We start from the raw sequence: 21,961 nt of genomic DNA on the forward strand, positions 1-21,961 counted from the left end.
CAACAATTATTGTGTCTGGCACGACGCTTTCGCGAGCAAGCCCGCTCCCACAGGGTCTATGCCCAATCGAGTGCCGGCAATCCATAGGCACCGGGCGTGAAGGCTTTCAGCGTACGAAGAATGCCATCAGCGTGGGCGTATTTTTCGTCTGCCATCGCCGTATCGGGAATCGCAATCGCGGTCATCCCCGCCGCTTTCGCCGCCGTGACACCGAACGGCGAATCCTCGAACACCAGGCAATCCTCAGGCTCCACACCCAGGCGCCGCGCCGCCGTGAGGAAGATATCCGGCGCCGGTTTGGCCGCGCCGACCTCCGGATCATCGGCCGTCACAATGAAGTCGAACAGCGCAAACCAATCTCGGTGCAGCGTGGTTTTCTGCCCGAACGATTGACGCGAAGAGCTGGTACCCACCGCGATCGGAATCCGGTTGGCCTTCAGGTGCCGGACCAGTTCCTCGGCGCCGGGCATGGCCAGCGCGGTCGGGAAACGTTCGCGCATCAGCGGTTCGCGAATCTCCAGGAACTCCTCGGCGCTGATCGGCAATTGCAGCGCCTCGACCACATACCGCGCCAGATCGCCCGCCCCCCGACCGATGATGTTCTGTTTATGTCTCCAATCGAAGGTACGGCCGTAACGCCCGGCAATCATGGACGTGACCTCGGTGTAAATGCCCTCGGTGTCCAGCAGCAAGCCGTCCATGTCGAAAATCACGGCCTTGATCGGGCCGAGCTCTTTCAGTGGTGCATTCATCGCATCTGATCCGTTTTCAATCACGCCTGACCGGCCCGGGCACAACCGGTTCGCGATTGGATTAAAGGTTTCAGCAGCATAACGAGCGCACCCGGCCAGGGGCAACGGCCAATCCTTGCGCGGCGCAAAAATCCGCCTCCATGGGCTGGCTCGCGATTTAGCGATTCGGCCTACACCAAACACCGCTTTTCCCGACTTCTTTCCCTTTTGATCCCCCGCACAGTCTCGCGATCCAAATCGATCCGCGCGAGGGACTGCGAATGTTCAAACCCGACAAGGTCCTGGCCTTGAACAACGCCATCGGTCTGCTCGTGGTTGCCGCCATGGATCCCGAGCAACCCGACGTCGAAGCATTGATCGGAGATTTCCGTCTTTGTCTCAACGATTACGACGCCTGGGCAGAAAACTTCTGGACGGGTTGGGCGCTGGACGTCGAGCAGGTGTTCAAGGTCGGCAACGATGTGCGCCTGAGTGCACCAGCGGACTCCCTTGCCCCGGCCAGCTCGACATTGGCCACCTGCCCGGCCAGCGGTCCCCTGACCCTGGTACACATGTTCGAAGCCGCGCGTTTTGTGCCGATCGGCGACACGCCGGTCATGCTCGAACCCCTGCTGGCGCAAGGCAGCGGCGAACCGAGCTTTGGCAAGCCGATCCACAAGACCATCGGCCCCAGCGGCATTCTCGAAATCCCCGATTGCTGGCGTGGCCAGCGTTATCGCATCACCTTCTTTCCCAACGTATCCAGCGCTCACGTCAAAACCCTTTACACCTCTTATCAAGGCGTGGTCGACCACCTCGAGCATTGGTTACGCGACGAATGGACCACCGAGTTCCAAGGGTTGTGGGCCGGTTTTTCCGAAGCGGCCTTCACCGAGCGTTATGGCCTGCTGCAACAGGCGGACTGGCGTGGCCTCGAAAACGCGTTGCACGGTTTGTGGGATGACGTGAAGCAGGTGTTTGCCCTGATGGCCGACCTGCAGGCCAACAGCGAAAAACTCCTGCAATACCTGACCGAAGCCGAGCTCCACGCGCTGCTCGATGCTTCGAGCGAAGCCATCGCCAACCTGCTGCTGTTGCTCAGCGACGAGCCGCTGATGTTCATTCATCTCGCGGCCTTCACCACCTGGCTGCGCCTGCTGCCGCCGCAGTACGCCGCCGAAGTCGTGGCGGAAGTTCGCACCCAGGTACTGATCGGCTTCCTGCTGGCCTGCCTCACCGGGCCTGCGGGCCTGACGGTCGGGGTAAGTGCCAGGGTACTGGGCCAGATCAAGTCCGAACGCGCCCGCCGATGGCTGGCGGCGGCAAGCCTGCGCCTGAGCGGCCTGACGGATCGCGCCGGGCTGGCTGCGCACGCCAGCGCACTCAAACCGCTGATGGTCAATGCCCGCAACGCGCCGCTCAAACCGGCACCGGCAGTGGCGCTGCACATCACCACGCCCGCATCCGCGCCACTGCAGGTCAACAACCCGCTGGCGATCGCGCGGAACAAGTCCGAAGCCCGCACGCGCCTGAGTCGCCAGGAACACCGCGACGACGCCCCCGCCCCGGCGACCAACCCGAAGGGCGACGCTGTCGAGTCTGCAGACAACACCCTGACCAACGGCTGCCCGGTGTCGATGGTGACCGGCGAAGAACTGTTGACCCTGACCGATGGCGCGCTGGATGGATTGCTGTCGTTCGAATTCACCCGGGTGTACCGCACCAGCGCCGTGGAGCTCGACAGCGGTCTCGGATTTGGCTGGAGCCATTCCCTGGCGCATCGCCTGGAAATCGAGGCCGGCAAGGTCATCTGGATCGATCACGAAAACCGCCGCATTCCTTTCCCGCTGCCGGATCGAACGCGACCGGTCATTCACAACAGTCTGTCGCGGGCGGCGATTTATCTGGGGGATGCGCCGGAGGAACTGGTGCTTTCCCTGGCGGGCGATACCCCACGTTTCTACCACTTCAAGACAGGTCACCTGACAGCCATCAGCGATGCCTACGGCAATCGGCTGACGGTGCAACGCGACAGATCCGACAGGATCATGCGCCTGGACAATGGCGCCGGGCGTTCACTGCGCTTGCGCTATGAACGCCGCCACCTCGCGGCCGTCGAGTACCAGAGCTTTCACCCCGCCGACACCCAGGAGCACGCCTGGCGCACCGAGCAGACCCTGGTCGTCTACCGCTACGACGCTTGTCATCGCCTGATCGAAGCGACCAATGCCCTCGGCGAAAGCGAGCGCTACGACTACGACGACCAGCACGTCATCCTGCAACGGCAACTGGCGGGCGGTGCCAGTTTTTTCTGGGAGTGGGAAAAGTCCGGCAAGGCGGTGCGCTGCATTCGGCACTGGGCGTCGTTCGCGCAAATGGACACGCGCTATGCCTGGGATGACAAAGGTGGCGTGCAGGTCAGGAGCATCGACGGCAGCGAAGCGTTTTACCGGCACGATCATCAGGCACGGCTGGTACGGCGCATCGAGCCGGACGGCGCGGAACACCTCAAGAGCTATGACGACCAGGGCCGGTTGGTCGCCGAGCGGAACCCGCTGGGGGCGATCACCCGATACAGCCATGACGAGATGGGGCGGCTGGTCGCCCTGATTCCACCCGAAGGTGAGCCGACTTCCTACGAGTACCGTAACGGCTTCCTGCACGCACGAACCCACGGCAAAGCGCGGTGGACGTACCAACGCAATGCCCAGGGCGATGTCACCCAGGCAACCGATCCCAACGGGCATGTCACCTGCCATTACTACGACGCAAAGGGTCGTCTGCTGTCGACGCGATTTCCGGATGACAGCCGGCACACCTACGTGCGCAATGCCCTGGGGCAGTTGATCGAGGAGACGCTGCCAAACGGTGGCCAGCGCAGTTATTCCTACGACCCGTTGGGCCGACGAACGACCCGGAAGAATGAACATGGGGCTATCACCCATTACACATGGGATGCCAGTGGACAACTGCTGCAGACGACCTTGCCCACAGGTGCCAGTCGCGCTTTCAGCTACAACGCCTACGGCAAGGTCACCGCCGAACGCGATGAGCTGGGGCGCGTCACGCGCTACGAATACCTCGACGACCTGCACCTGATCAGCCGGCGGATCAACCCCGACGGCAGCCAGCTGCGTTATCGCTACGACAACGCGCGGCTGTTGCTCACGGAAATCGAAAATGAATCCGGGGAACAGTATCGACTGGACTACACACCGGGCGGATTGATCCGTCAGGAAACCGGATTCGATGGCCGCCGCACGGCGTATGCCTATGACCTCAACGGTCACCTGCTGGAGAAAACCGAGTTCGGTGACAACGACACCACACTCGTCACCACATATCAGCGCGACTCCACCGGGCGACTGCTGGTCAAGACGCTGCCGGATGGCGTCAAGGTCGAGTACCGCTATGACAGCCTGGGCCGGCTGGTCAGCGTCGATGACGGACACGATCATCCGCTGGAATTCGAGTATGACCAGCAGGACCGGCTCGTCACCGAGCACCAGGGTTGGGGCACCTTGCGGTATGGCTACGATGCCTGTGGACAACTCAATCGCCTGCGCCTGCCCGACGGCAGTCAGCTGGACTACCACCATGCCCGTGGCGGCACACTGACGGCCATTGACCTAAATGGCTCGCGCCTGACCACCCACACCTTCCTCGCCGACCGCGAACAGTCCCGCCGACAGGGCCTGTTGCTCAGCGAGTACCAGTTCGACGACCAGGGCCGCCTGATAGCCCACGCCGTGAAACAGCAGCAATCGCTGTATCGCCGCGATTACAACTACACCGCCAATGGCAATCTCGACGGCATTCACGATAGCCGTCACGGTCTGCGCAGCTATCGCTACGACGCGCTCGATCGTCTGATCGGGGTCCGCCACTCCCGCGACCAGCAACCGGAAAGCTTCGTCCACGACCCGGCTGGCAGCCTGATCATGCAGGACCGCCCGGGCGTGGCAAAAATCGCGGGCAATCGCCTGTTGATGCAGGGTGACCGCCACTACGACTACGACGCCTTCGGCAATCTTGTCCGCGAACGCCGTGGCACCGGGCAAAAGCTCGTCACCGAGTACCAGTACGACTGCCAGCATCGGCTCATTGGCGCCACACTGCCCAACGGTAGCCAGGCCACCTATCGCTACGATGCATTTGGCCGCCGGATCAGCAAGACCGTCGACAGCAAGACCACCGAGTTTTTCTGGAAAGGTGACCACCTCGTCGCCGAAAGCAGCCGCGACCACTACCGCAGCTACGTATACGAACCGGGCACATTCCGCCCCCTGGCCCTGCTCGACGGCAAAGGCCCACGCGACGCGTGCCCGTTTTACTACCAACTCGACCACCTCGGCACCCCCCAGGAACTCACCGACTACAGCGGCGACATCGTCTGGGCCGCCCGCTACACCGCATACGGCCGCCTCACCCGCCTCAACCGGGACACCCACCAGGTCCTCGACCAGCCGCTGAGGTTTCAGGGCCAATACTTCGACCCGGAAACCGGGCTGCACTACAACCGGCATCGCTACTACCAGCCCGACATCGGACGCTACCTGACGCCGGACCCGAGCAAGCTGGCCGGCGGGTTGAATGCCTATCGGTATACGAGGAACCCGACGGGGTGGGTTGATCCGTTGGGGTTGAATGAGTGTCCGGGGAAGGGGAAATGCGGGGTCAAGGCTGGTACGGAGCTTCCAATTGCCAAACAAGAGCCCGCACTGCCCAAACCGAAAGGAGAAGACGATTATCTCTACCGCGGAGATGAAAAAGACCCCAGCGAAATCTTCGAGAAAGGCTTCAAGGGCAAAGGTAAAAGCAACGATTTGCTGCTTCACTCTATCGATAGCAGCCATCCGCCAAGCAACTTCGTCAGTACCTCGACATCGAGAGAATCAGGAAAAAACTTTGCGACCAGCTATGGCACAAAAATCGGTTACCTCTACACACTTCGAAAAATCCCAGGCCACGACCTGAAAAAAGAACTGGGACCTCTCTATGAATTCGACAATGAAAAGGAAATAGCCATACCCAAACGAATAAAGAAGGAAGATATCCTCGGAGCAACATTGATCCTTGAAAACGGAAGAGAGTTCGGATACTCGATCCCTAACCCAAACAGGAAAATCGAAAAATGAGAAACGAAATTGAATTAACTGTCAGCATTGACGGTGTAAAACAACCGGCACGACTTTTTTGCGAGAGCAATCCTGCTTCTATCGATCTAGTCATGGGTGAAAATTTCAATAAAACGTATAAAGATATCGATTTCTACAAATGCTTCGGAAAAATCCGAAAGGACAATCCTGACGTCAAATTCCTTTGCAAAGGATCAAAGCTCAACGTGCACCCTTCCAGCATGTCATCGCAGATGACTAACGGCTTGAAAGCCTATGAACTGACAATGGGCAAAAAGCCGTCATTTGATGATGTTGTTTACATTTTTGAATATGACGATGAGAACCTGACAAATGATCCGGAGGCGCAACGTGCGTACTTTATGCAATGGATAAAATCAGAAAAAGAATGAAGCTACTAAAATGTTGTTTCTTCAGAATACGACGTGCCCGATCAAGCGGGCACTGAAAATCTTGCAGAGTAAATCCTTACCGAAAATCAACTGTCCCCCATCCGTAAACCTTATGCTCTCAGTTTTCCCGGCCACTCTCCTCATAGATTTTGTGTGTCTTACGCTTGTCCTTTTCTCGCACATTATCCTCATCATCCGGAGGCCGTTGATCACGACGCAGAGAGTCCGTCGGCGAAGGCAACGGGTATTCGGGTGTTTCGTCGATGTCCTTGTCATTCGGATCAGCGTTCATAAGCACCTCTCAGGGCCTGGAATACCTGACTTCGATCAGGGCTCAAATCGGCCCATCGTCACTCGTACTCATCATCCTCATCTTCCAACTCTGTCAGCCCTACATCCCCCGCATCATCAGCATCATTGAGCGGCACGGTCGCATCATCCATCAGCGACCCCGGATCTTCATTGTCCGGATCATTGATAAACGGCAGGCCGCTTGGGCCTTTCTCTTCCTTGCCCTCGGTTTCCGGTGTCATGGCAGATCTCCCATAAATCAGGTGTATATGAAATGAGAGGTAGCCAGGCGCCAAACGTTCCGATTCGTGGAAATGAAAAAGCCCGGCATCGTGCCGGGCTTTTTCAAAGGGTTCTGAATCAGTGACGCTTGTGGCCCTTGCCCAGGTTGCTGCCTACGCCGCCGCCAATGGCGCCGCCCAGGCCTGCGCCGATGGTGGAGCCGGTCTTGCCGCCCAGGCTGTTGCCGATCACGGAGCCGCCTGCGGCACCCACACCGCCGCCGATGGCCGCTTTGGTGCGGCTGCCTTTGCGTGCTGCCACGGCACTGCCTGCCGCGCCCGCGACGCCGGCGCCAATCGCTGCGCCGGTGCTGCCGCCCATGCTCTGGCCGACGACATTACCCAGCGCGCCGCCCAGGCCACCACCCAGCGCGGCGGTGCCGTCGCCAGCAGCCATTGCACCTTGAGCAACCAGAAGCCCCAGAACCAGAGCCGGCAGAGTTAAACGCATGACAAGAACCTCAAAAATAGGGGAAATCAAAAAGGGTCGAGATTGAATGCTTTAGCGGCGAGAAAGTCCAGACGCACGGACGCAACCTCAGCATCGGCGACGGTTGGACAGCGTTTTCGGAAAAGGTTTTATGACAGGCAAAAAAAAGCCCGCTGGGGAGACGGGCCAGGTGCTGCTTTCTAACGGATGAGTTCAGCCTACGTAAGACCTTGTGAAAAGTTTGTGAAAAGAAACGGTACAGATAAACGTCGACAAACAAGCCAGCACGTCATCCCTCGATCCCGGATCAATGACGGGGTCCATGGATGATCTGCTCCCGCTTGGCGGGAGCCGCCACCTTGGGCAGGAATTTCGCCTTCGGCCCCTGGGGCCCACTGGCCTTCATCTTGCCGAGCGTGGCCTCATCGTCACCAAAAGCCACCCCATATTCGGTTTGGCCGCATTGCACACAGTTATTGATGGGAAACTCTGCCCCGTCGTCCTCGATATACGGCTCAGCCATTTTTTCACCCCTCTCAAAAATGGGGTCGACACCGGCAAGCCCTGTTTGCCTGAAACATATCGACCACCAAACCGTTGAGACTAGCTGGTCATTTATGGACTTTCCGTTCAGACATGCTGACGCCCGACGAATGGATTATTCCGCGTCCTGCAAACCTGAACGCTGACCCCGGAGACCATCACCTCAGCTTGACGGCCGTCCCGGTGACAAACACCACCACCATTCCACCCTTCCCGGCCGGCATGCTGATCTCGTAATCGAGCCCTACCACGGCGTCAGCCTGCAGCGCCCGCGCCCGATCCTTGATCTCGTCAGTCGCCTGCATACGCGCTTCTTTCAATGCGCGTTCCAATGTCTGTGAGCGACCACCAAAAAAGTCGCGCATCCCGGCGAACATATCGCGAATAACGTTGACTCCCTGCACCGACTCGGCGCTCACAACATCCAGGTAGGCGGTGATTTGTCGACCTTCGATGGCATGGGTGGTGGTGACGATCATGGGATTTCCTTTTCATGGCCCTGGCATTCAAGGCGAGCGGGACAATGTTATACACAGCTGCTCGAATATTTCGATTCCGTTCGCTTCCTGCATCCTATTCAGAAGGGCCCTTTCGGCTGGGCACGCCGCCTCAACAAAAGCAGACGCCAGAAACCACAAAACCCCTGACTTCTTTCGAAATCAGGGGTTCTGGTTACATCGAATTTGGCGGTGAAGGAGAGATTCGAACTCTCGATACAATTTCTTGTATACACACTTTCCAGGCGTGCTCCTTAAGCCACTCGGACACTTCACCGTATCTCTTCAAACATGTTCTGTCTGTCGAGGCGCGCTAATGTAGTCGAAAGCTTTTCCGATGGCAATTTTTTTTTGCAGAATTTTCATGTGGTTAGCGATTCAGACGTTCCGCAGCTTCCCGGACATGGCAAACCCGCCAATCTCTGGCTCCGCGTCCCTCTTCGCCCGGGAATAGAGCGCACGGTGGGCGGGACGGCGCTGGCTTGGCGCAGGGGGAAACGGTGACCGGTGAGTCAGTCACGGCGCTTTACCTCGCCTACGGCGGTGGGTAACGTCTGCCTCAACTTTCATACAAGGAATAGCGTCATGAGTGAGTTGATTTCCTACCACCTCGAAGACGGTATCGCGACCCTGACCTTGAACAACGGCAAGGTCAATGCCATTTCGCCGGACGTGATTGCCGCGTTCAATACGGCGCTGGATCAGGCGGTGATCGATCGCGCCGTGGTGATCATTACCGGTACGCCGGGGATTTTGTCGGGTGGGTATGACTTGAAGGTAATGACCTCCGGGCCGAAGGAAGCCATCTCGCTGGTAACGGCCGGTTCCACCCTGGCCCGGCGCCTGTTGTCGCACCCGTTCCCGGTGATCGTCGCCTGCCCTGGGCACGCGGTCGCCAAGGGTGCATTCCTGTTGCTGTCGGCCGATTACCGCATTGGCGTCGATGGCCCGTTCAGCATCGGGCTGAACGAAGTGCAGATCGGCATGACCATGCACCATGCCGGTATCGAGCTGGCCCGTGATCGTCTGCGCAAGTCGGCGTTCCATCGTTCGGTGATCAATGGTGAGATGTTCACTCCGCAAAGCGCCGTGGATGCCGGTTTCCTCGATGTGGTGGTGGCCGCCGAAGAGCTGCAAGGCGCGGCGTTGGCGGCGGCTCGCCAGTTGAAGAAGATCAACATGAGTGCGCACAAGAACACCAAGCTGAAAGTGCGCAAGGCGCTGCTGGACACGCTGGATAACGCGATCATCCAGGATCAGGAGCATCTGGTTTAATCCAGTCGGTTCATCCGGGAGCCTGTGTCCAGGTCCATCGCGAGCAGGCTCGCTCCCACGCTAGCGTGGGGCTTTTCATGTGTGTTTTGTAGAAAAGCCCTACGACCGCTCTAGAACAAGTCTGACCAACCAGTCGGAAACTTTTACTTAAACATCGCCTATCTCCGGCCTGTTACCGGCAATTGCCGAAAACAGTGCACATCCGTACACTGCGCCACCTTTTGTCCCGGTGGGGCCTGAAAATGCTGTTTGTGTTTCGTATGTTGTTGATGGGACTGCACTTTATTCTGGCGGGCATCCTGGGGGTGATCCTTGGACTGTGCCGGCCATTCAATCCGGACAACAGCCGCCTCTGCGCCCGCCTGTATGCCTGGCCGGCGATGTGCATCTTGCGTCTGCGGGTCAAGGCAGACGTCGGCCCGCTGATGGACAAGCCGCGAAGTTGTGTGATCGTCGCCAACCATCAATCCAACTACGATCTTTTCGTGTTCGGCAACGTGGTGCCGCGCCGCACGGTGTGCATCGGCAAGAAAAGCCTGAAGTGGGTGCCGCTGTTCGGCCAGCTGTTCTGGCTGGCGGGCAACGTTCTGATTGACCGGGGCAATGCGCACAAGGCGCGCCGGTCAATGCTGACCACGACCCACACCCTGCAGCATGAGGACACTTCGATCTGGGTATTTCCGGAAGGTACGCGCAATCTCGGCGAAGAGCTGTTGCCGTTCAAGAAAGGCGCGTTCCAGATGGCCATCGCCGCCGGTGTACCGATTGTCCCGGTGTGTGTCAGCACTTACGTCAAGCACATGCGACTGAACCGCTGGCGCAGTGGGAAAATTCTGATCCGCTCGCTGCCGGCGATTCCAACTGCCGGCCTGAGCCTGGATGACATGCCAATGCTGATCGACCAGTGCCGTGAACAGATGCGTGAGTGCATCGCCTCGATGGATCGGCAACTGCAAGCCGCGTGACAGGAAACCCGCCCAGTGCGGGTTTTCTTTTGCCCAGGATTTGCCGCGAACTCTGCAGATTTCACTGACTCTCAAGCAACAGACAAGGCTAAGCTGAAGATTGCCTGCCATCTGCCAACCAGAAGTGAACGTGAATCATGGGTCGAGTTGTTGCTGCTGCGGTTTACAGCGCCGGTAAGAAAGTCACCAATATTGCCCTCGACGAAGGCGCTGCCTGGGCGGCCAAGCCCGGTCACTTCGTCTGGATCGGCCTCGAAGAGCCCGACGCGCAGGAGCTGGCCAACCTGCAACGCCAGTTCAACCTGCACGAACTGGCCATCGAAGATGCCCTGGAAAAACACAGCCGACCGAAACTGGAAACCTTCGGCGATGCGCTGTTTATCGTCACGTACTCGCCGATCCGCCATGACGGCAATCTGCAGTTCATCGAGACGCATATTTTCGCCGGCAACGGCTACATCATCACCGCACGCAATGGTCACTCCGCGTCCTACGCCCATGTCCGACAACGTTGTGAGGCGCGTCCGCTGCTGCTCGAGCATGGGGAAGATTTCGTTCTCTATGCCCTCCTCGACTTCGTGATCGAGAACTACCAGCCAGTGGGCGAAGCCATTCATGCCGAAATCGACGAGCTGGAACGCAACGTGTTGTGCAGCGCCCTGAATGAGCACGACATCCAGAGATTGCATGGCCTGCGCCGCGACGTCGTGCGCTTGCGCCGTTACGCGGCGCCGATGGTGGAGATCAGCGAGGAGTTGCAGAAACTCAGCTTTCCGTTCATCGACAAGAACATGCGTCCGTATTTTCGCGACGTGCAGATCCATGTGACGCGGCAAATGGAAGACCTGACGACCCTCGCGGAGATCGCCAGCCAGACCATTGAAGTCGGGGTGCTGCTGGAGGCCTCACGGCAAAGCGTGGTACAGCGCAAGTTTGCCGCATGGGCGGCGATCCTGGCGTTCCCGACGGCGGTCGCCGGTATCTACGGGATGAACTTCCAGAACATGCCGGAACTGACCTGGCACTACGGGTATTTCGCGGTGCTGGGGTTTATCGGCGTCGGATGTACGGCGCTGTGGGGCAGTTTCAAGAAATCGGGGTGGTTGTAGCGTCTGTCACAACGATCGTGCGCGGGCTCGCTGCCTTATCCCAAATCGGATAAGGCAGCGAACCTGCTGGCAATGGTTCAGACCGTTTCGGGTTTGTGCGCGACGAACCGCATCATCCATTCCGCAACGGTCGTGCCATGATGCTCCTGCTCCAGGCTGTTGATGCCCTTCGAGTAGATCTGTTCACCCAGCGCTTCCTGACGAATATCCAGCAAGGCCCGCGAATAATCGTGAATGAATTCCGGGTGGCCCTGGAAGCACAGCACCTGGTCATTGATGTGGTAGGCGGCGAACGGACAGAAATCGCTGGAGGCGATCACCGTGGCGTTTTCCGGCAGCGTGGTCACCTGGTCCTGGTGGCTGATCAGCAAGGTCAGCTCTTCACGCACCGGGCTCATCCACGGCGCCTTGGCCGCCAGTTTGTAGTTGTGCGTGCCAACGCCCCAGCCTTGGGTGGCGCGCTCGCTCTTGCCGCCCAGCAGCAACGCCAGCAACTGATGACCGAAGCACACGCCGAGCAGCTTGTCGCCGCGCTCGTAGCGGGTCAGCAGATAGGCCTTGAGGGTTTGAATCCAAGGATCGGTGCCGAAGGAATCGGCCTTGCTGCCGGTGACGAGGTAGGCATCGAAGGTCTCGTCATCACGCGGATAATCGCCCTGCATCACGTTGAAGACGGTGAACTCGGCGGCGATGGGCTGTTGCGAAAACAGGCGCTGGAACATCTGCCCGTAACCCTGATATTGATCGACCAGTTCCGGACGCAGGATGTCGGTTTCCAGAATGCAGATGCGTAACGACATGAAAAATACCTGACACGTGATGGGAATAATGCACACCCCAGAGCCTGCCTCGAAACCCGGTATCAAGGCAAGCCCGGCGTGCGTCATCGGTCCCTTAGAACGCCTCCTCCCTGGCGGCTTTTTCCAGCAGCAGGGCCGGCGGTGCGAACCGTTCGCCGTACTGCTCGGCCAGGTACTGCGCGCGGGCGACGAAGTCCTTCACGCCGTACTGGTTGATGAACTGCAGCGCCCCACCGGTCCAGGCCGCAAACCCGATACCGAAGATCGAGCCAACGTTGGCGTCTGCCGTCGAGGTCAGGACGCCCTCTTCCACGCAACGCACGGTCTCGATGGCTTGCACGAACAGCAGGCGATCTCTGACATCCTGCGGCGATATCTGCCCGTCGGCCTTCTCGAACCGGGTTTTCAACGCCGGCCATAAATGCTTCTGGCCAGCGGCCGGGTACTCGTAGAAACCACCGCCAACGGCCCGGCCTGCGCGTTTGTATTCGTTGAGCATCAGGTCGATCACGGCGAACGCCGGGTGCTCGACCAACGGTTTACCCTCCGCGTGCAGGTCGCTGGCCGTTTGCTGGCGAATATGGCTCATCAGGCTCAGCGATACCTCATCGGAAATGGCCAGCGGCCCGACCGGCATACCGGCCTTGCGCGCCTCGGTCTCGATCATGGGCGCACTCACGCCCTCCCCGAGCATGGCAATGCCTTCGTTGGTGAAGGTGCCAAACACCCGGGAAGTGAAGAAACCGCGACTGTCGTTGACCACGATCGGCGTTTTTTTGATTTGCAGCACGAAATCGAAACCGCGAGCCAGGGTTTCATCACGGGTGTGCTCGCCCTTGATGATTTCCACCAAGGGCATCTTGTCCACGGGGCTGAAGAAGTGCAGGCCGATGAATTTACCGGGGTCCGGCACTGCCCTGGCCAGGCCGGTGATCGGCAAGGTCGAGGTGTTGGACGCGATCACCGCGTCCACACCGACGACCCGCTGCGCGGCAGATGACACCCTGGCCTTGAGCTCGCGGTCTTCGAACACGGCTTCGATGATCAGGTCGCAACCGGCCAGATCGGCATCGCTGTCGGTAGGATGGATGCGCGCCAGAATCGACTCGCGCTGCCCGGGCGTCATGTGGCCACGGGCAACCTTCTTGTCCAGCAACGCCGCCGAATGTGCCTTGCCCTTCTCGGCCGCCGCCGTGTCGACGTCCTTGAGTACCACCTCGATACCGGCACAGGCGCTGACGTAGGCAATGCCGGCCCCCATCATCCCCGCGCCCAGTACACCGACGCGACGCGTCACGTAAGGTGCGAACCCTTGGGGACGCGAGCCGCCAGCGTTGATTTCATTGAGTTGGAACCAGAAGGTGCCGATCAGGTTCTTCGAGACCTGGCCGGTGGTCAGTTCCGTGAAGTAGCGGGTTTCGATCAGATGCGCCGTGTCGAAATCCACCTGCGCGCCCTCCACTGCCGCACACAGAATCTTCTCCGGCGCAGGCAGGCAGCCCTGGGTTTTGGCGCGCAGGATCGACGGCGCAATGGCCAGCATCTGCGCGACCTTGGGGTTCGAAGGCGTACCGCCCGGAATCTGATAGCCCTTCACATCCCACGGCTGCGTCACCACGGGATGCGCCAGGATCCAGGCCCGGGCCTTGGCCAGCAATTCATCGCGATCGGCGGCCAGCTCATCGATCAGGCCGGCCTGCAAGGCTTGCTGCGGGCGCACCTTCTTGCCCTCGAGCAGATACGGCAAGGCCTTTTCCAGGCCCAGCATGCGCACCATGCGCACGACCCCACCGCCACCCGGCAGCAAGCCCAGGGTGACTTCCGGCAAGCCGAGCTGCACCGAAGCATGGTCCAGCGCCACCCGGTGATGGCAGGCCAGGCAGATTTCCCAGCCGCCTCCCAGCGCGGCGCCGTTGATCGCGGCGACCACCGGCTTGCCAAGGGTTTCCAGGGTGCGCAACTGGCTCTTGAGCGTCAGCACCATGTCGTAGAAGGCTTTGGCTTGCGGTTTGCCGACCTTGACCAGTTCGTTCAGGTCGCCGCCGGCGAAAAAGGTTTTCTTGGCCGAGGTGATGATGACGCCGGCGATCTGGTCTTTCTCGGCGACCAGGCGCGCGACGCACGCGGCCATGGCCTCGCGGTAGACCGCGTTCATGGTATTGGCGCTCTGGCCCGGCATGTCGATGGTCAGGACGACGACTCGGTCCTGGCCTTGTTCGTAACGAATGGCTTCAGTCATGAAGAGGCTTCCTTGAAAGGCTCAAAGGCGTTCGATAATGGTGGCAATGCCCATGCCGCCGCCGACACACAGGGTCGCCAGGCCAAAGCGCAGGCGTCGGGCTTCCAGTTCGTCGAGCAAGGTGCCGAGGATCGCGCAACCGGTGGCGCCCAGCGGATGGCCCATGGCAATGGAGCCGCCGTTGACGTTGACCTTGTCCGGGTCGATGGCCATGTCCTTGATAAACTTCAGCACGACCGAGGCAAACGCCTCGTTGACCTCGAACAGATCGATGTCTTCGACCCGCAGCCCGGCCTTGGCCAGTGCCTTGCGCGTCGCCGGCGCGGGGCCGGTGAGCATGATGGTCGGGTCGGTGCTGGTGACCGCCGTGGCGACGATCCGCGCCCGCGGCTGCAGGCCCAGCTCGCGGCCCTTGGCTTCGGAGCCGATCAACATCAGCGCCGCACCGTCGACGATCCCGGAACTGTTGCCCGGCGTGTGCACGTGGTTGATCCGCTCGACGTGGCTGTAGACCCGTAGCGCCGTGGCGTCGAAACCCATTTGCCCCATCATCTCGAAACTGGGCTTGAGCTTGCCCAGGCCGTCGAGGGTGGAGTCGGCGCGGATGAACTCGTCATGGTCGAGCAGGAGAATGCCGTTCTGGTCCCGTACCGGCACCAGCGATTTGCCGAACGCACCCTCGGCCCGGGCCCGTGCAGCTTTCTGCTGCGAATGCAACGCGTAGGCATCGACATCCTCGCGACTGAAGCCTTCCAGGGTCGCGATCAGGTCGGCGCCCACCCCTTGCGGTGTGAAGTGACTGTGCAGGTTGGTTTCCGGGTCCAGCGCCCACGCGCCACCGTCACTGCCCATCGGCACCCGGGACATCGACTCGACGCCGCCCACCACCACCAGTTCTTCGAAGCCGGAACGCACTTTCATCGCCCCGAGGTTGACCGCCTCCAGCCCCGACGCGCAGAAGCGGTTGATCTGCACCCCCGCCACGCTGACGTCCCAGTCGGCCACCTGGGCCGCGGTCTTGGCGATGTCGGCACCCTGATCGCCCACCGGCGTCACGCAGCCCAGCACCACGTCGTCGACCTGGCGGGTGTCCAGCGCGGTGCGCTGCTGCAGCGCGCTGAGCAACCCTGCCACCAGGTTGACCGGTTTGACACTGTGCAACGCGCCATCGGCCTTGCCTTTGCCGCGGGGCGTACGTAACGCATCGAAAATCAGAGCTTGGGTCATGACGTCCTCGAACCTGGCGATGAAAATACCGAGCCTCCACCTTATGCCGAGTCACCGCCGATTCAATGACCGCAATGCTCACAGACGTTGACGCACGCGCTCAGACGGACGGTAGTGTGCTATCGGATTAACCGCTTCAGTACACCGAGCTGTCTAGCAAAAGGCCGGCAAAGAAGCTGGCAATAGGCCTCATGCCATTTTTATAGCTTTTTATGAGGCTTTCATATGAAATGGATCTAAGCCACGGCCGACGCGGGCCCTAAGGTGAACATGTGCGAAGTTGTCGTCGGGTTTTGCCGAGCGCTCGCCGTACAGGAAGTGCAACGCTCTGCCGTCATGGAGAAATGCAGGCAGGCATCAGGAAATAACAAAAAAGGCGGTCAAGCCATGTTCAAACATTCGAAAGTACGTCAAGCCGGGCTCATTCTCTTTGCCACTACGCTGTTGTTGATTGTGCCGAACCTGACCAAGGTGATTGGCTGAATCTGTAGAAGTACGGCGCCACCCATTTTCATCGCCTCGTTAAAAATGTGACGGGCCCGCTACCCGGGCCTGCATGGCTGTGCCAACCTTTGCGGCACTTCCACGACATGGACGGCGATCATTTTGAAAATGCTCATTCTGCTCGGGGCCTTGCTGCTTGGCTCGCCCCTGTATGCCGCACAGCTGAACCTGGAGCTGGGCGCGAACAGCCGCACCTGGCAGACCGAGGACTTGCTCAAGCATCCTCAGGCCCAGACCATCACGATAAACAACGACGTTGCCTATAAAAAAGACATGAGCTATCGCGCCGTGCCCCTGGCAGCTTTGCTGACGGGCATCCAGCCGGGCGATCACCTTCAGGCCGTGGCGCTGGATGGCTATGCCGCCGAACTGGCGGCCGCGCCGTTGCTCAATGCCAAGGGTGCGCGGGCCTGGCTGGCCATCGAGGAGCCTGCCAAACCCTGGCCGGCGCTGTCGTCCGGCAAGCCGAGTGCAGGACCGTTTTACCTGGTCTGGACCAATCCGCAGGCCGGCAACATCAGCCCGGAGCAGTGGCCGTTTCAGGTGGCCGCGATCAAGCGCCTGGCGCCGGTGGCCGAGCGTTTCCCGGCGCTGTTGCCCGATCCGGCGCTGAAAGCGGACGACCCGGTGAACCAGGGCTTCGCCCTCTTTCAGAAGAACTGTCTGGCGTGCCATCGCCTCAATGGCGCGGGCGATGCTCAGTTTGGGCCGGACCTGAATATCCCGTTCAATCCGACCGAGTATTTCGGCGCGGACTTCCTCAAACGGTACATCCGTGATCCACAGAGTTTGCGCCAGTGGCCACAGGCGAAGATGCCGGGGTTCGCCCCGTCGGTGTTGCCGGACGCGGAGCTGGAGAGTCTGGTGGGGTATTTGCAGCACATGGCGGGGCGCAAGGTCACGCCCTGAATCGCTTTGCCCTGTGAAAGCGGGCTTGCCCGCTCTCACAGGGTTCGAGAGATGTTGGCGGTTATTGCTGCTGGACGGAAATGACCGGCACCGGCGTCGGCGACACCAGCACCTTGGCATGCATCTGCTCACAGCCGCCGCCCCGACGCATTCCGCGTACCGGGCAGGCGTCCAGGTAATCCAGGCCCACCGCCAGCTTCAGATGGCGCTCCGGTCGCGCCAGTTGGTTGGTTACGTCGAAGCTGTACCAGGCGTCATCCAGCCAGGCTTCCGCCCAGGCGTGGCTGGCCAGGTGCTCGGAGTTCTCGCTGTAGAGATAGCCGGACACGTAGCGCGACGGCACTCCCAGGCTACGGGCACAGGCCAGGAATGCGTGGGTGTGGTCCTGGCACACCCCGGAACGCCCGGCGAACGCCTGGGCCGCACTGGTATCCACTTCGGTAGAACCCGGCGTGTAGGTCATGTGTGAATTCAGGCCATGCATCAGGTCGATCAGCGCCGTACGATCCCGCCGGGTTTTGCAGGTCTTTTCGGCGAACGCGCGCAATGCCTCGTCGGCTTCGGTCAGGCGCGTGAAGCGCAGGAAGGGCAGCGCCGACTGGCTTTCGTGCTCGGCTTCGCGCAACTCGTCGATGTCGACCTGGCCACGGGCGCCGATGATGATCGCTTCGTGCGGCTCGTCCATGGTCAACACGTGCAGGATGTTGCCGAACGGATCGAGCTGCGCACGCACCGGACGCGGCAGGTCGAGCTGCCAACTGAGCACATGCTGGCGTTCGCTGTCGTGGGGGGTCAGTCGCAGGTACTGGATGCTGGCCCGCACCTGATCTTCGTAGTGATAGGTGGTCTCGTGGCTAATGGAAAGTCTCATGCAGCCTCCAGGTAGGAACTGTGTATGGCATTGCCCAACTGGCGCACCAGCGGGATGAACTCGGTCAGCCAGGCGTGCAGGCCTTCGTCGAGGATTTCGTTGATGCCGGTGTAGCGCAGGCGGGCGTCCATTTCTGCGGCCAGGCGCTGCGCCGGACGGCCGTTGGCGCCCGGCAGTTGCGCGAGGATCTGATCGATTTCCTCGGTGCAGGCGCGCAGGGAGCGCGGCACGTCGACGCGCAGCAACAGCAATTCGGCGACGTGCCGGGCGCCGGGCGCATCGCGGTAGATCTCGGTGTAGGCCTCGAACGACGACAGTGCCCGCAGCAGTGCGCTCCACTGGTAATACGCATGGGCCGTGCCGTCACTGACCGCTTCGGCCTGGTCGCCGGCCATCTCGTAGCGGGCGTCGAGCAGGCGCAACGTGTTGTCGGCGCGCTCGATGAAGGTGCCCAGGCGAATGAAGCGGAAGGCGTCGTTGCGCATGATCGTGCCGTAGGATGCGCCGCGAAACAGGTGCGAGCGTTCCTTGATCCACTCGCAGAAACGGCTCATGCCGTAGCGACTCAAGCCCTGTTCGGCGATGCCGCGAATTTCCAGCCAGGTGGCGTTGATGTTTTCCCACATGTCAGCGGTGATTCGCCCACGTACCGCATGGGCGCTGGCCCGCGCTGCGCCGAGGCAACTGTAGATGCTCGCCGGGTTGGCCGCGTCCAGCGCGAAAAAATGCAGCAGGCGTTCGGCATGCAACGCGCCGTGACGCTCGAGGTAGTCGTCCAGGGTGCCGGTGATCAACAGCGGCATGGCCAGTTCATGCAGGCCATCGCCGCGGCCATCCTGCGGCATCAACGACAGCGAATAACTGATGTCGAGCATCCGGGCGAGGTTTTCCGCCCGCTCCAGGTAACGCGACATCCAATACAAATCCGAGGCAGTTCTACTTAGCATGGCAGGCTTCCTTCAATCCTCGACCACCCAGGTGTCCTTGGTTCCGCCGCCCTGGGAGGAGTTCACCACCAGGGAGCCTTCGCGCAAGGCAACACGGGTCAGACCGCCGGGCACAACCCGGGTTTCGCGGCCAGACAATACAAACGGACGCAGGTCGATATGGCGCGGGGCGATGCCGTTTTCGACAAAGGTCGGACAGGTCGACAGGGACAACGTCGGTTGCGCGATGTACGCGTGGGGCTTGGCCTTGATGCGGGCGCGGAACGACTCGATCTCCGCCGCCGTCGCCGCCGGCCCCACCAGCATTCCGTAACCGCCGGAGCCCTGGGTTTCCTTGACCACCAGGTCCGGAAGGTGGGCCAGCACGTGGGACAATTCGGATGGATTACGGCACTGGTAGGTAGGAACGTTCTTCAGGATCGGTTCTTCATCCAGGTAAAAACGGATCATGTCGGTGACGAACGGATACACCGACTTGTCATCCGCCACCCCGGTGCCGATGGCGTTCGCCAGCACCACGTTGCCCGACCGGTAGGACGACAGCAGCCCGGGAACCCCGAGCATCGAATCCGGGTTGAACGCCAGTGGATCGAGGAACGCGTCGTCGAGGCGACGGTAGATCACATCGACGGCCTTGGGCCCGTCTGTGGTGCGCATGAACACCTTGTCATCACGCACGAACAGGTCCGCACCCTCCACCAGCTCAACGCCCATTTCCCGCGCCAGAAACGCGTGCTCGAAAAAGGCACTGTTGAAGCGGCCCGGCGTCAGCACCACCACGCTCGGGTTATCGATCGGGCTGGAGCTTTTCAGGGTGTCGAGCAACAGGTTCGGATAGTGGTCGATCGGCGCAATGCGCTGGGTCGAGAACAACTCGGGGAACAACCGCATCATCATCTTGCGGTCTTCGAGCATGTAGCTCACGCCGCTCGGGGTGCGCAGGTTGTCTTCGAGCACGTAGTAGGTGCCGTCGCCATCACGGACCAGGTCGACCCCGGAAATATGCGAGTAGATGTCGCGGTGCAGATCCAGGCCTTGCATCGCCAACTGGTACTGCTCGTTGGCCAGCACCTGTTCGGCCGGAATGATGCCGGCCCTGATGATGCGTTGCTCGTGATACAGGTCGGCGAGGAACATGTTCAACGCCTTGACCCGCTGGATGCAGCCACGCTCGACAATCCGCCATTCGCTGGCCGGAATGCTGCGCGGGATGGTGTCGAAGGGTATCAGGCGCTCGGTGCCCTGCTCGTCCCCATAGAGCGTGAAGGTAATCCCGGCGCGATGAAACAGCAGATCGGCCTCGCGTCGCCGTTGAGCCAGCAGCTCGTCGGGCGTTTCAGCCAGCCAACGGGCAAATTCCCGGTAATGCGGGCGGACCTGGCCGCCGGCATCGTACATCTCATCGTAATAGGTGCGGATCATGCCGTACTCCTTGTCACCCGGACTGACAGGCCTTCGCAAGGCCCGTGCCATCGGCATAAACGCTTTCATATCAATCGGTTGGAAAACTGCCGCGCCTGTGCCGCACCATTCCTGTGCGCCAAATGCCCCAACCTGATGATCCCCGCTTCATTGCAAAGCAATGCTGTCGTCTATCAGCAGCATAGCCAGAGTTGATTTCACTGCCTGGCCGTCGGTACGGATAATCCACGCATTCGCTGCAAATGCTCACCGAACTTCCCTTTTAGCCGCCTGCCCAGGCGGCTTTTTTTTGTTCGGCATTGTTGTTTCAGGGTTTTTCCAGCGCGGTGGAGCGTTACGCAAAAACCAAAACGGCCAACCCGCAGGTCAGCCGTCAGTGCTGTGTTTGCCGTTCATGAGGCTAGGCGAGTCGCCCCCGCACCTCCTGCTTGACGCCCCATCCTTCGATAATGCCGCCCAGCGGCTCGACCACCGCCTCGAAATCCTGCTCAAAGTCGCCGATACCGTCATAGGTGGCGTACATCACCTTGCTCAGTTCCAGGGACCAGGCACCGTCGTCCCGGGCGCTGACCTGTGCATTCAAGGACTCACCACAGTAATGCCCTGCTGCCCTGCGTGCCCGCTCCTCGTCCGGGAAAATGGCGTAGAACTCGATGGGATGGAACCGTGAAAAATCGAAACCGCCTTCTTTCATGCGGCGCAGCACCGAGCTGCTGATGTCTTCTTGATAGGCTTCTGTGCTCATGAAACGTCCTCCTCAAACCGATGGATAGACTTTCCGTACTCCCGACGCCCGCATCCTGAAAACGCGAGCACTGCGATGGGAAACAAGCATGTAGCTGACAAGACCAGACCTTAGCGATCCATTCGCTGATCTCGCTTGCAGATTAGCCCTTTGTCAGCGGCGCTGCCAAGGTCTGGTTGTGACACAGGTGTGCCTGGAGGTGTATCAGACGGGAGTGATGCCGAGGATTTGTATGCTGTTCTGGGTCTTGAGATCTTTTACGCTCGCATCCGCCGTTCGCCCTTCCAGATCGTTCAGATCCAGCTCGGCGGCGACGGGCAGGAGCCGGGCCTTGATGAGCTTGGCGGCTTGCTCGTTATCCGGGCATTCGCTGCACTCAAAGGTTTCATCAACTGTTTCGCCGTGATCATCCACGAAAGTGACTTTCCACTTTTGCATCAAAGCCTCCTCGAACAAACCCGCATGTGGGTTCACATGTATCTGGACTGGTGCTCTGGATGATCGTTCACACGGATTACGGCACGACAACACAAAAAAAATGGGAGCGGGCTTGCTCGCGAAGGCGGTGTGTCAGTTAACGAAATGGTCGGCTGACATATCGTATTCGCGAGCAAGCGCGCTCCCACAGGGAATTACCCGGCAAGC

20 protein-coding genes, 1 tRNA gene and 1 pseudogene are annotated in these 21,961 nt (G+C 60.2%); 7 read left to right on the top strand and 15 right to left on the bottom strand.

Annotation, left to right across the window (positions count from 1 at the left end; genetic code table 11):
• Window positions 1-56: 56 nt before the first annotated feature.
• Window positions 57-752, bottom strand: coding sequence for an HAD-IA family hydrolase (locus tag QIW53_RS06050; protein WP_371048738.1), 696 nt, complete (start codon window positions 750-752; stop codon window positions 57-59).
• 260 nt (window positions 753-1,012) lie between these two features.
• On the opposite strand from QIW53_RS06050, the gene QIW53_RS06055 reads away from it, so the two are divergent.
• Complete coding sequence (locus tag QIW53_RS06055) at window positions 1,013-5,869, top strand: RHS repeat-associated core domain-containing protein (protein ID WP_371048739.1); 4,857 nt, start codon at window positions 1,013-1,015, stop codon at window positions 5,867-5,869.
• Window positions 5,866-6,261 (top strand): hypothetical protein, encoded by a 396-nt coding sequence (locus QIW53_RS06060; RefSeq protein WP_371048740.1) that lies wholly within the window; start codon window positions 5,866-5,868, stop codon window positions 6,259-6,261. The genes QIW53_RS06055 and QIW53_RS06060 overlap by 4 nt, the downstream gene beginning before the upstream one ends.
• 118 nt (window positions 6,262-6,379) lie before the next feature.
• Here QIW53_RS06060 and QIW53_RS06065 read toward each other — a convergent pair whose 3' ends face one another.
• From QIW53_RS06065 to QIW53_RS06090, 6 genes are all read right to left on the bottom strand, one after another.
• Window positions 6,380-6,553 (bottom strand): hypothetical protein, encoded by a 174-nt coding sequence (locus tag QIW53_RS06065; RefSeq protein ID WP_371048741.1) that lies wholly within the window; start codon window positions 6,551-6,553, stop codon window positions 6,380-6,382.
• 58 nt (window positions 6,554-6,611) lie between these two features.
• Window positions 6,612-6,794, bottom strand: a complete 183-nt coding sequence (locus QIW53_RS06070) for a hypothetical protein (RefSeq protein WP_371048742.1) — start codon at window positions 6,792-6,794, stop codon at window positions 6,612-6,614.
• 118 nt (window positions 6,795-6,912) lie between these two features.
• Window positions 6,913-7,284, bottom strand: coding sequence for a bacteriocin (locus QIW53_RS06075; RefSeq protein WP_192301938.1), 372 nt, complete (start codon window positions 7,282-7,284; stop codon window positions 6,913-6,915).
• A 286-nt stretch (window positions 7,285-7,570) separates the two neighbouring features.
• Window positions 7,571-7,786 (bottom strand): hypothetical protein, encoded by a 216-nt coding sequence (locus QIW53_RS06080; protein WP_371048743.1) that lies wholly within the window; start codon window positions 7,784-7,786, stop codon window positions 7,571-7,573.
• Window positions 7,787-7,964: 178 nt separating this feature from the next.
• Entirely contained in the window at window positions 7,965-8,285 is a 321-nt protein-coding gene (locus tag QIW53_RS06085) for a YbjQ family protein (protein ID WP_192301940.1), read from the bottom strand.
• A 205-nt stretch (window positions 8,286-8,490) separates the two neighbouring features.
• Window positions 8,491-8,580, bottom strand: a tRNA-Ser gene (locus tag QIW53_RS06090).
• Between the two features lie 308 nt (window positions 8,581-8,888).
• Between QIW53_RS06090 and QIW53_RS06095 the strand changes: the two genes are divergently transcribed.
• From QIW53_RS06095 to QIW53_RS06105, 3 genes are all read left to right on the top strand, one after another.
• On the top strand, window positions 8,889-9,578 hold the full coding sequence (locus QIW53_RS06095; protein WP_371048744.1) for a crotonase/enoyl-CoA hydratase family protein: 690 nt from the start codon (window positions 8,889-8,891) through the stop codon (window positions 9,576-9,578).
• A 242-nt stretch (window positions 9,579-9,820) separates the two neighbouring features.
• The gene (locus QIW53_RS06100; RefSeq protein WP_371048745.1) at window positions 9,821-10,543 is read left to right on the top strand and encodes a lysophospholipid acyltransferase family protein; all 723 of its coding nucleotides are present in this window, start codon (window positions 9,821-9,823) and stop codon (window positions 10,541-10,543) included.
• Between the two features lie 137 nt (window positions 10,544-10,680).
• On the top strand, window positions 10,681-11,652 hold the full coding sequence (locus QIW53_RS06105) for a magnesium and cobalt transport protein CorA (protein ID WP_371048746.1): 972 nt from the start codon (window positions 10,681-10,683) through the stop codon (window positions 11,650-11,652).
• A 77-nt stretch (window positions 11,653-11,729) separates the two neighbouring features.
• Here QIW53_RS06105 and QIW53_RS06110 read toward each other — a convergent pair whose 3' ends face one another.
• From QIW53_RS06110 to QIW53_RS06120, 3 genes are all read right to left on the bottom strand, one after another.
• Window positions 11,730-12,452, bottom strand: a complete 723-nt coding sequence (locus QIW53_RS06110; RefSeq protein ID WP_371048747.1) for an amidotransferase — start codon at window positions 12,450-12,452, stop codon at window positions 11,730-11,732.
• 94 nt (window positions 12,453-12,546) lie between these two features.
• Window positions 12,547-14,691, bottom strand: a complete 2,145-nt coding sequence (locus QIW53_RS06115; RefSeq protein WP_371048748.1) for a 3-hydroxyacyl-CoA dehydrogenase NAD-binding domain-containing protein — start codon at window positions 14,689-14,691, stop codon at window positions 12,547-12,549.
• Between the two features lie 21 nt (window positions 14,692-14,712).
• Complete coding sequence (locus QIW53_RS06120) at window positions 14,713-15,918, bottom strand: acetyl-CoA C-acetyltransferase (RefSeq protein WP_371048749.1); 1,206 nt, start codon at window positions 15,916-15,918, stop codon at window positions 14,713-14,715.
• A gap of 270 nt (window positions 15,919-16,188) precedes the next feature.
• On the opposite strand from QIW53_RS06120, the gene QIW53_RS06125 reads away from it, so the two are divergent.
• Both QIW53_RS06125 and QIW53_RS06130 read left to right on the top strand, forming a co-directional pair.
• Window positions 16,189-16,401, top strand: a complete 213-nt coding sequence (locus QIW53_RS06125; protein WP_192302887.1) for a hypothetical protein — start codon at window positions 16,189-16,191, stop codon at window positions 16,399-16,401.
• Window positions 16,402-16,508: 107 nt separating this feature from the next.
• Window positions 16,509-17,331, top strand: a pseudogene (locus tag QIW53_RS06130) (c-type cytochrome).
• A gap of 61 nt (window positions 17,332-17,392) precedes the next feature.
• Here the strand turns inward: QIW53_RS06130 and QIW53_RS06135 are convergent.
• The 5 genes from QIW53_RS06135 to QIW53_RS06155 all read right to left on the bottom strand — a co-directional run bounded on the left by QIW53_RS06135 (window position 17,393) and on the right by QIW53_RS06155 (window position 21,754).
• Window positions 17,393-18,202 carry a transglutaminase family protein gene (locus tag QIW53_RS06135; RefSeq protein WP_371048750.1) on the bottom strand — a complete coding sequence of 270 codons (810 nt, stop codon included), beginning with the start codon at window positions 18,200-18,202 and terminating at the stop codon, window positions 17,393-17,395.
• Complete coding sequence (locus QIW53_RS06140) at window positions 18,199-19,149, bottom strand: alpha-E domain-containing protein (protein WP_371048751.1); 951 nt, start codon at window positions 19,147-19,149, stop codon at window positions 18,199-18,201. The genes QIW53_RS06135 and QIW53_RS06140 overlap by 4 nt, the downstream gene beginning before the upstream one ends.
• A 12-nt stretch (window positions 19,150-19,161) precedes the next feature.
• Entirely contained in the window at window positions 19,162-20,571 is a 1,410-nt protein-coding gene (locus tag QIW53_RS06145; RefSeq protein WP_371048752.1) for a circularly permuted type 2 ATP-grasp protein, read from the bottom strand.
• 400 nt (window positions 20,572-20,971) lie between these two features.
• Window positions 20,972-21,316: a ribonuclease E inhibitor RraB gene (locus QIW53_RS06150; protein WP_192301951.1), complete on the bottom strand. Its 345-nt coding sequence runs from the start codon at window positions 21,314-21,316 to the stop codon at window positions 20,972-20,974.
• 204 nt (window positions 21,317-21,520) lie between these two features.
• Entirely contained in the window at window positions 21,521-21,754 is a 234-nt protein-coding gene (locus QIW53_RS06155; protein WP_371048753.1) for a hypothetical protein, read from the bottom strand.
• Window positions 21,755-21,961: the final 207 nt, after the last annotated feature.

The sequence above is a fragment of the Pseudomonas fluorescens genome (assembly GCF_041354075.1).
In the GTDB taxonomy this organism is placed as follows: Bacteria; Pseudomonadota; Gammaproteobacteria; order Pseudomonadales; family Pseudomonadaceae; genus Aquipseudomonas; species Aquipseudomonas fluorescens_CE.

What these genes read in the sequence shown, in the direction of transcription:
- QIW53_RS06050 (WP_371048738.1), bottom strand. Translation starts at nt 752, where the DNA reads ATGAATGCACCACTGAAAGAGCTCGGCCCGATCAAGGCCGTGATTTTC.
- QIW53_RS06055 (WP_371048739.1), top strand. Translation starts at nt 1,013, where the DNA reads ATGTTCAAACCCGACAAGGTCCTGGCCTTGAACAACGCCATCGGTCTG.
- QIW53_RS06060 (WP_371048740.1), top strand. Translation starts at nt 5,866, where the DNA reads ATGAGAAACGAAATTGAATTAACTGTCAGCATTGACGGTGTAAAACAA.
- QIW53_RS06065 (WP_371048741.1), bottom strand. Translation starts at nt 6,553, where the DNA reads ATGAACGCTGATCCGAATGACAAGGACATCGACGAAACACCCGAATAC.
- QIW53_RS06070 (WP_371048742.1), bottom strand. Translation starts at nt 6,794, where the DNA reads ATGACACCGGAAACCGAGGGCAAGGAAGAGAAAGGCCCAAGCGGCCTG.
- QIW53_RS06075 (WP_192301938.1), bottom strand. Translation starts at nt 7,284, where the DNA reads ATGCGTTTAACTCTGCCGGCTCTGGTTCTGGGGCTTCTGGTTGCTCAA.
- QIW53_RS06080 (WP_371048743.1), bottom strand. Translation starts at nt 7,786, where the DNA reads ATGGCTGAGCCGTATATCGAGGACGACGGGGCAGAGTTTCCCATCAAT.
- QIW53_RS06085 (WP_192301940.1), bottom strand. Translation starts at nt 8,285, where the DNA reads ATGATCGTCACCACCACCCATGCCATCGAAGGTCGACAAATCACCGCC.
- QIW53_RS06095 (WP_371048744.1), top strand. Translation starts at nt 8,889, where the DNA reads ATGAGTGAGTTGATTTCCTACCACCTCGAAGACGGTATCGCGACCCTG.
- QIW53_RS06100 (WP_371048745.1), top strand. Translation starts at nt 9,821, where the DNA reads ATGCTGTTTGTGTTTCGTATGTTGTTGATGGGACTGCACTTTATTCTG.
- QIW53_RS06105 (WP_371048746.1), top strand. Translation starts at nt 10,681, where the DNA reads ATGGGTCGAGTTGTTGCTGCTGCGGTTTACAGCGCCGGTAAGAAAGTC.
- QIW53_RS06110 (WP_371048747.1), bottom strand. Translation starts at nt 12,452, where the DNA reads ATGTCGTTACGCATCTGCATTCTGGAAACCGACATCCTGCGTCCGGAA.
- QIW53_RS06115 (WP_371048748.1), bottom strand. Translation starts at nt 14,691, where the DNA reads ATGACTGAAGCCATTCGTTACGAACAAGGCCAGGACCGAGTCGTCGTC.
- QIW53_RS06120 (WP_371048749.1), bottom strand. Translation starts at nt 15,918, where the DNA reads ATGACCCAAGCTCTGATTTTCGATGCGTTACGTACGCCCCGCGGCAAA.
- QIW53_RS06125 (WP_192302887.1), top strand. Translation starts at nt 16,189, where the DNA reads ATGTGCGAAGTTGTCGTCGGGTTTTGCCGAGCGCTCGCCGTACAGGAA.
- QIW53_RS06135 (WP_371048750.1), bottom strand. Translation starts at nt 18,202, where the DNA reads ATGAGACTTTCCATTAGCCACGAGACCACCTATCACTACGAAGATCAG.
- QIW53_RS06140 (WP_371048751.1), bottom strand. Translation starts at nt 19,149, where the DNA reads ATGCTAAGTAGAACTGCCTCGGATTTGTATTGGATGTCGCGTTACCTG.
- QIW53_RS06145 (WP_371048752.1), bottom strand. Translation starts at nt 20,571, where the DNA reads ATGATCCGCACCTATTACGATGAGATGTACGATGCCGGCGGCCAGGTC.
- QIW53_RS06150 (WP_192301951.1), bottom strand. Translation starts at nt 21,316, where the DNA reads ATGAGCACAGAAGCCTATCAAGAAGACATCAGCAGCTCGGTGCTGCGC.
- QIW53_RS06155 (WP_371048753.1), bottom strand. Translation starts at nt 21,754, where the DNA reads ATGCAAAAGTGGAAAGTCACTTTCGTGGATGATCACGGCGAAACAGTT.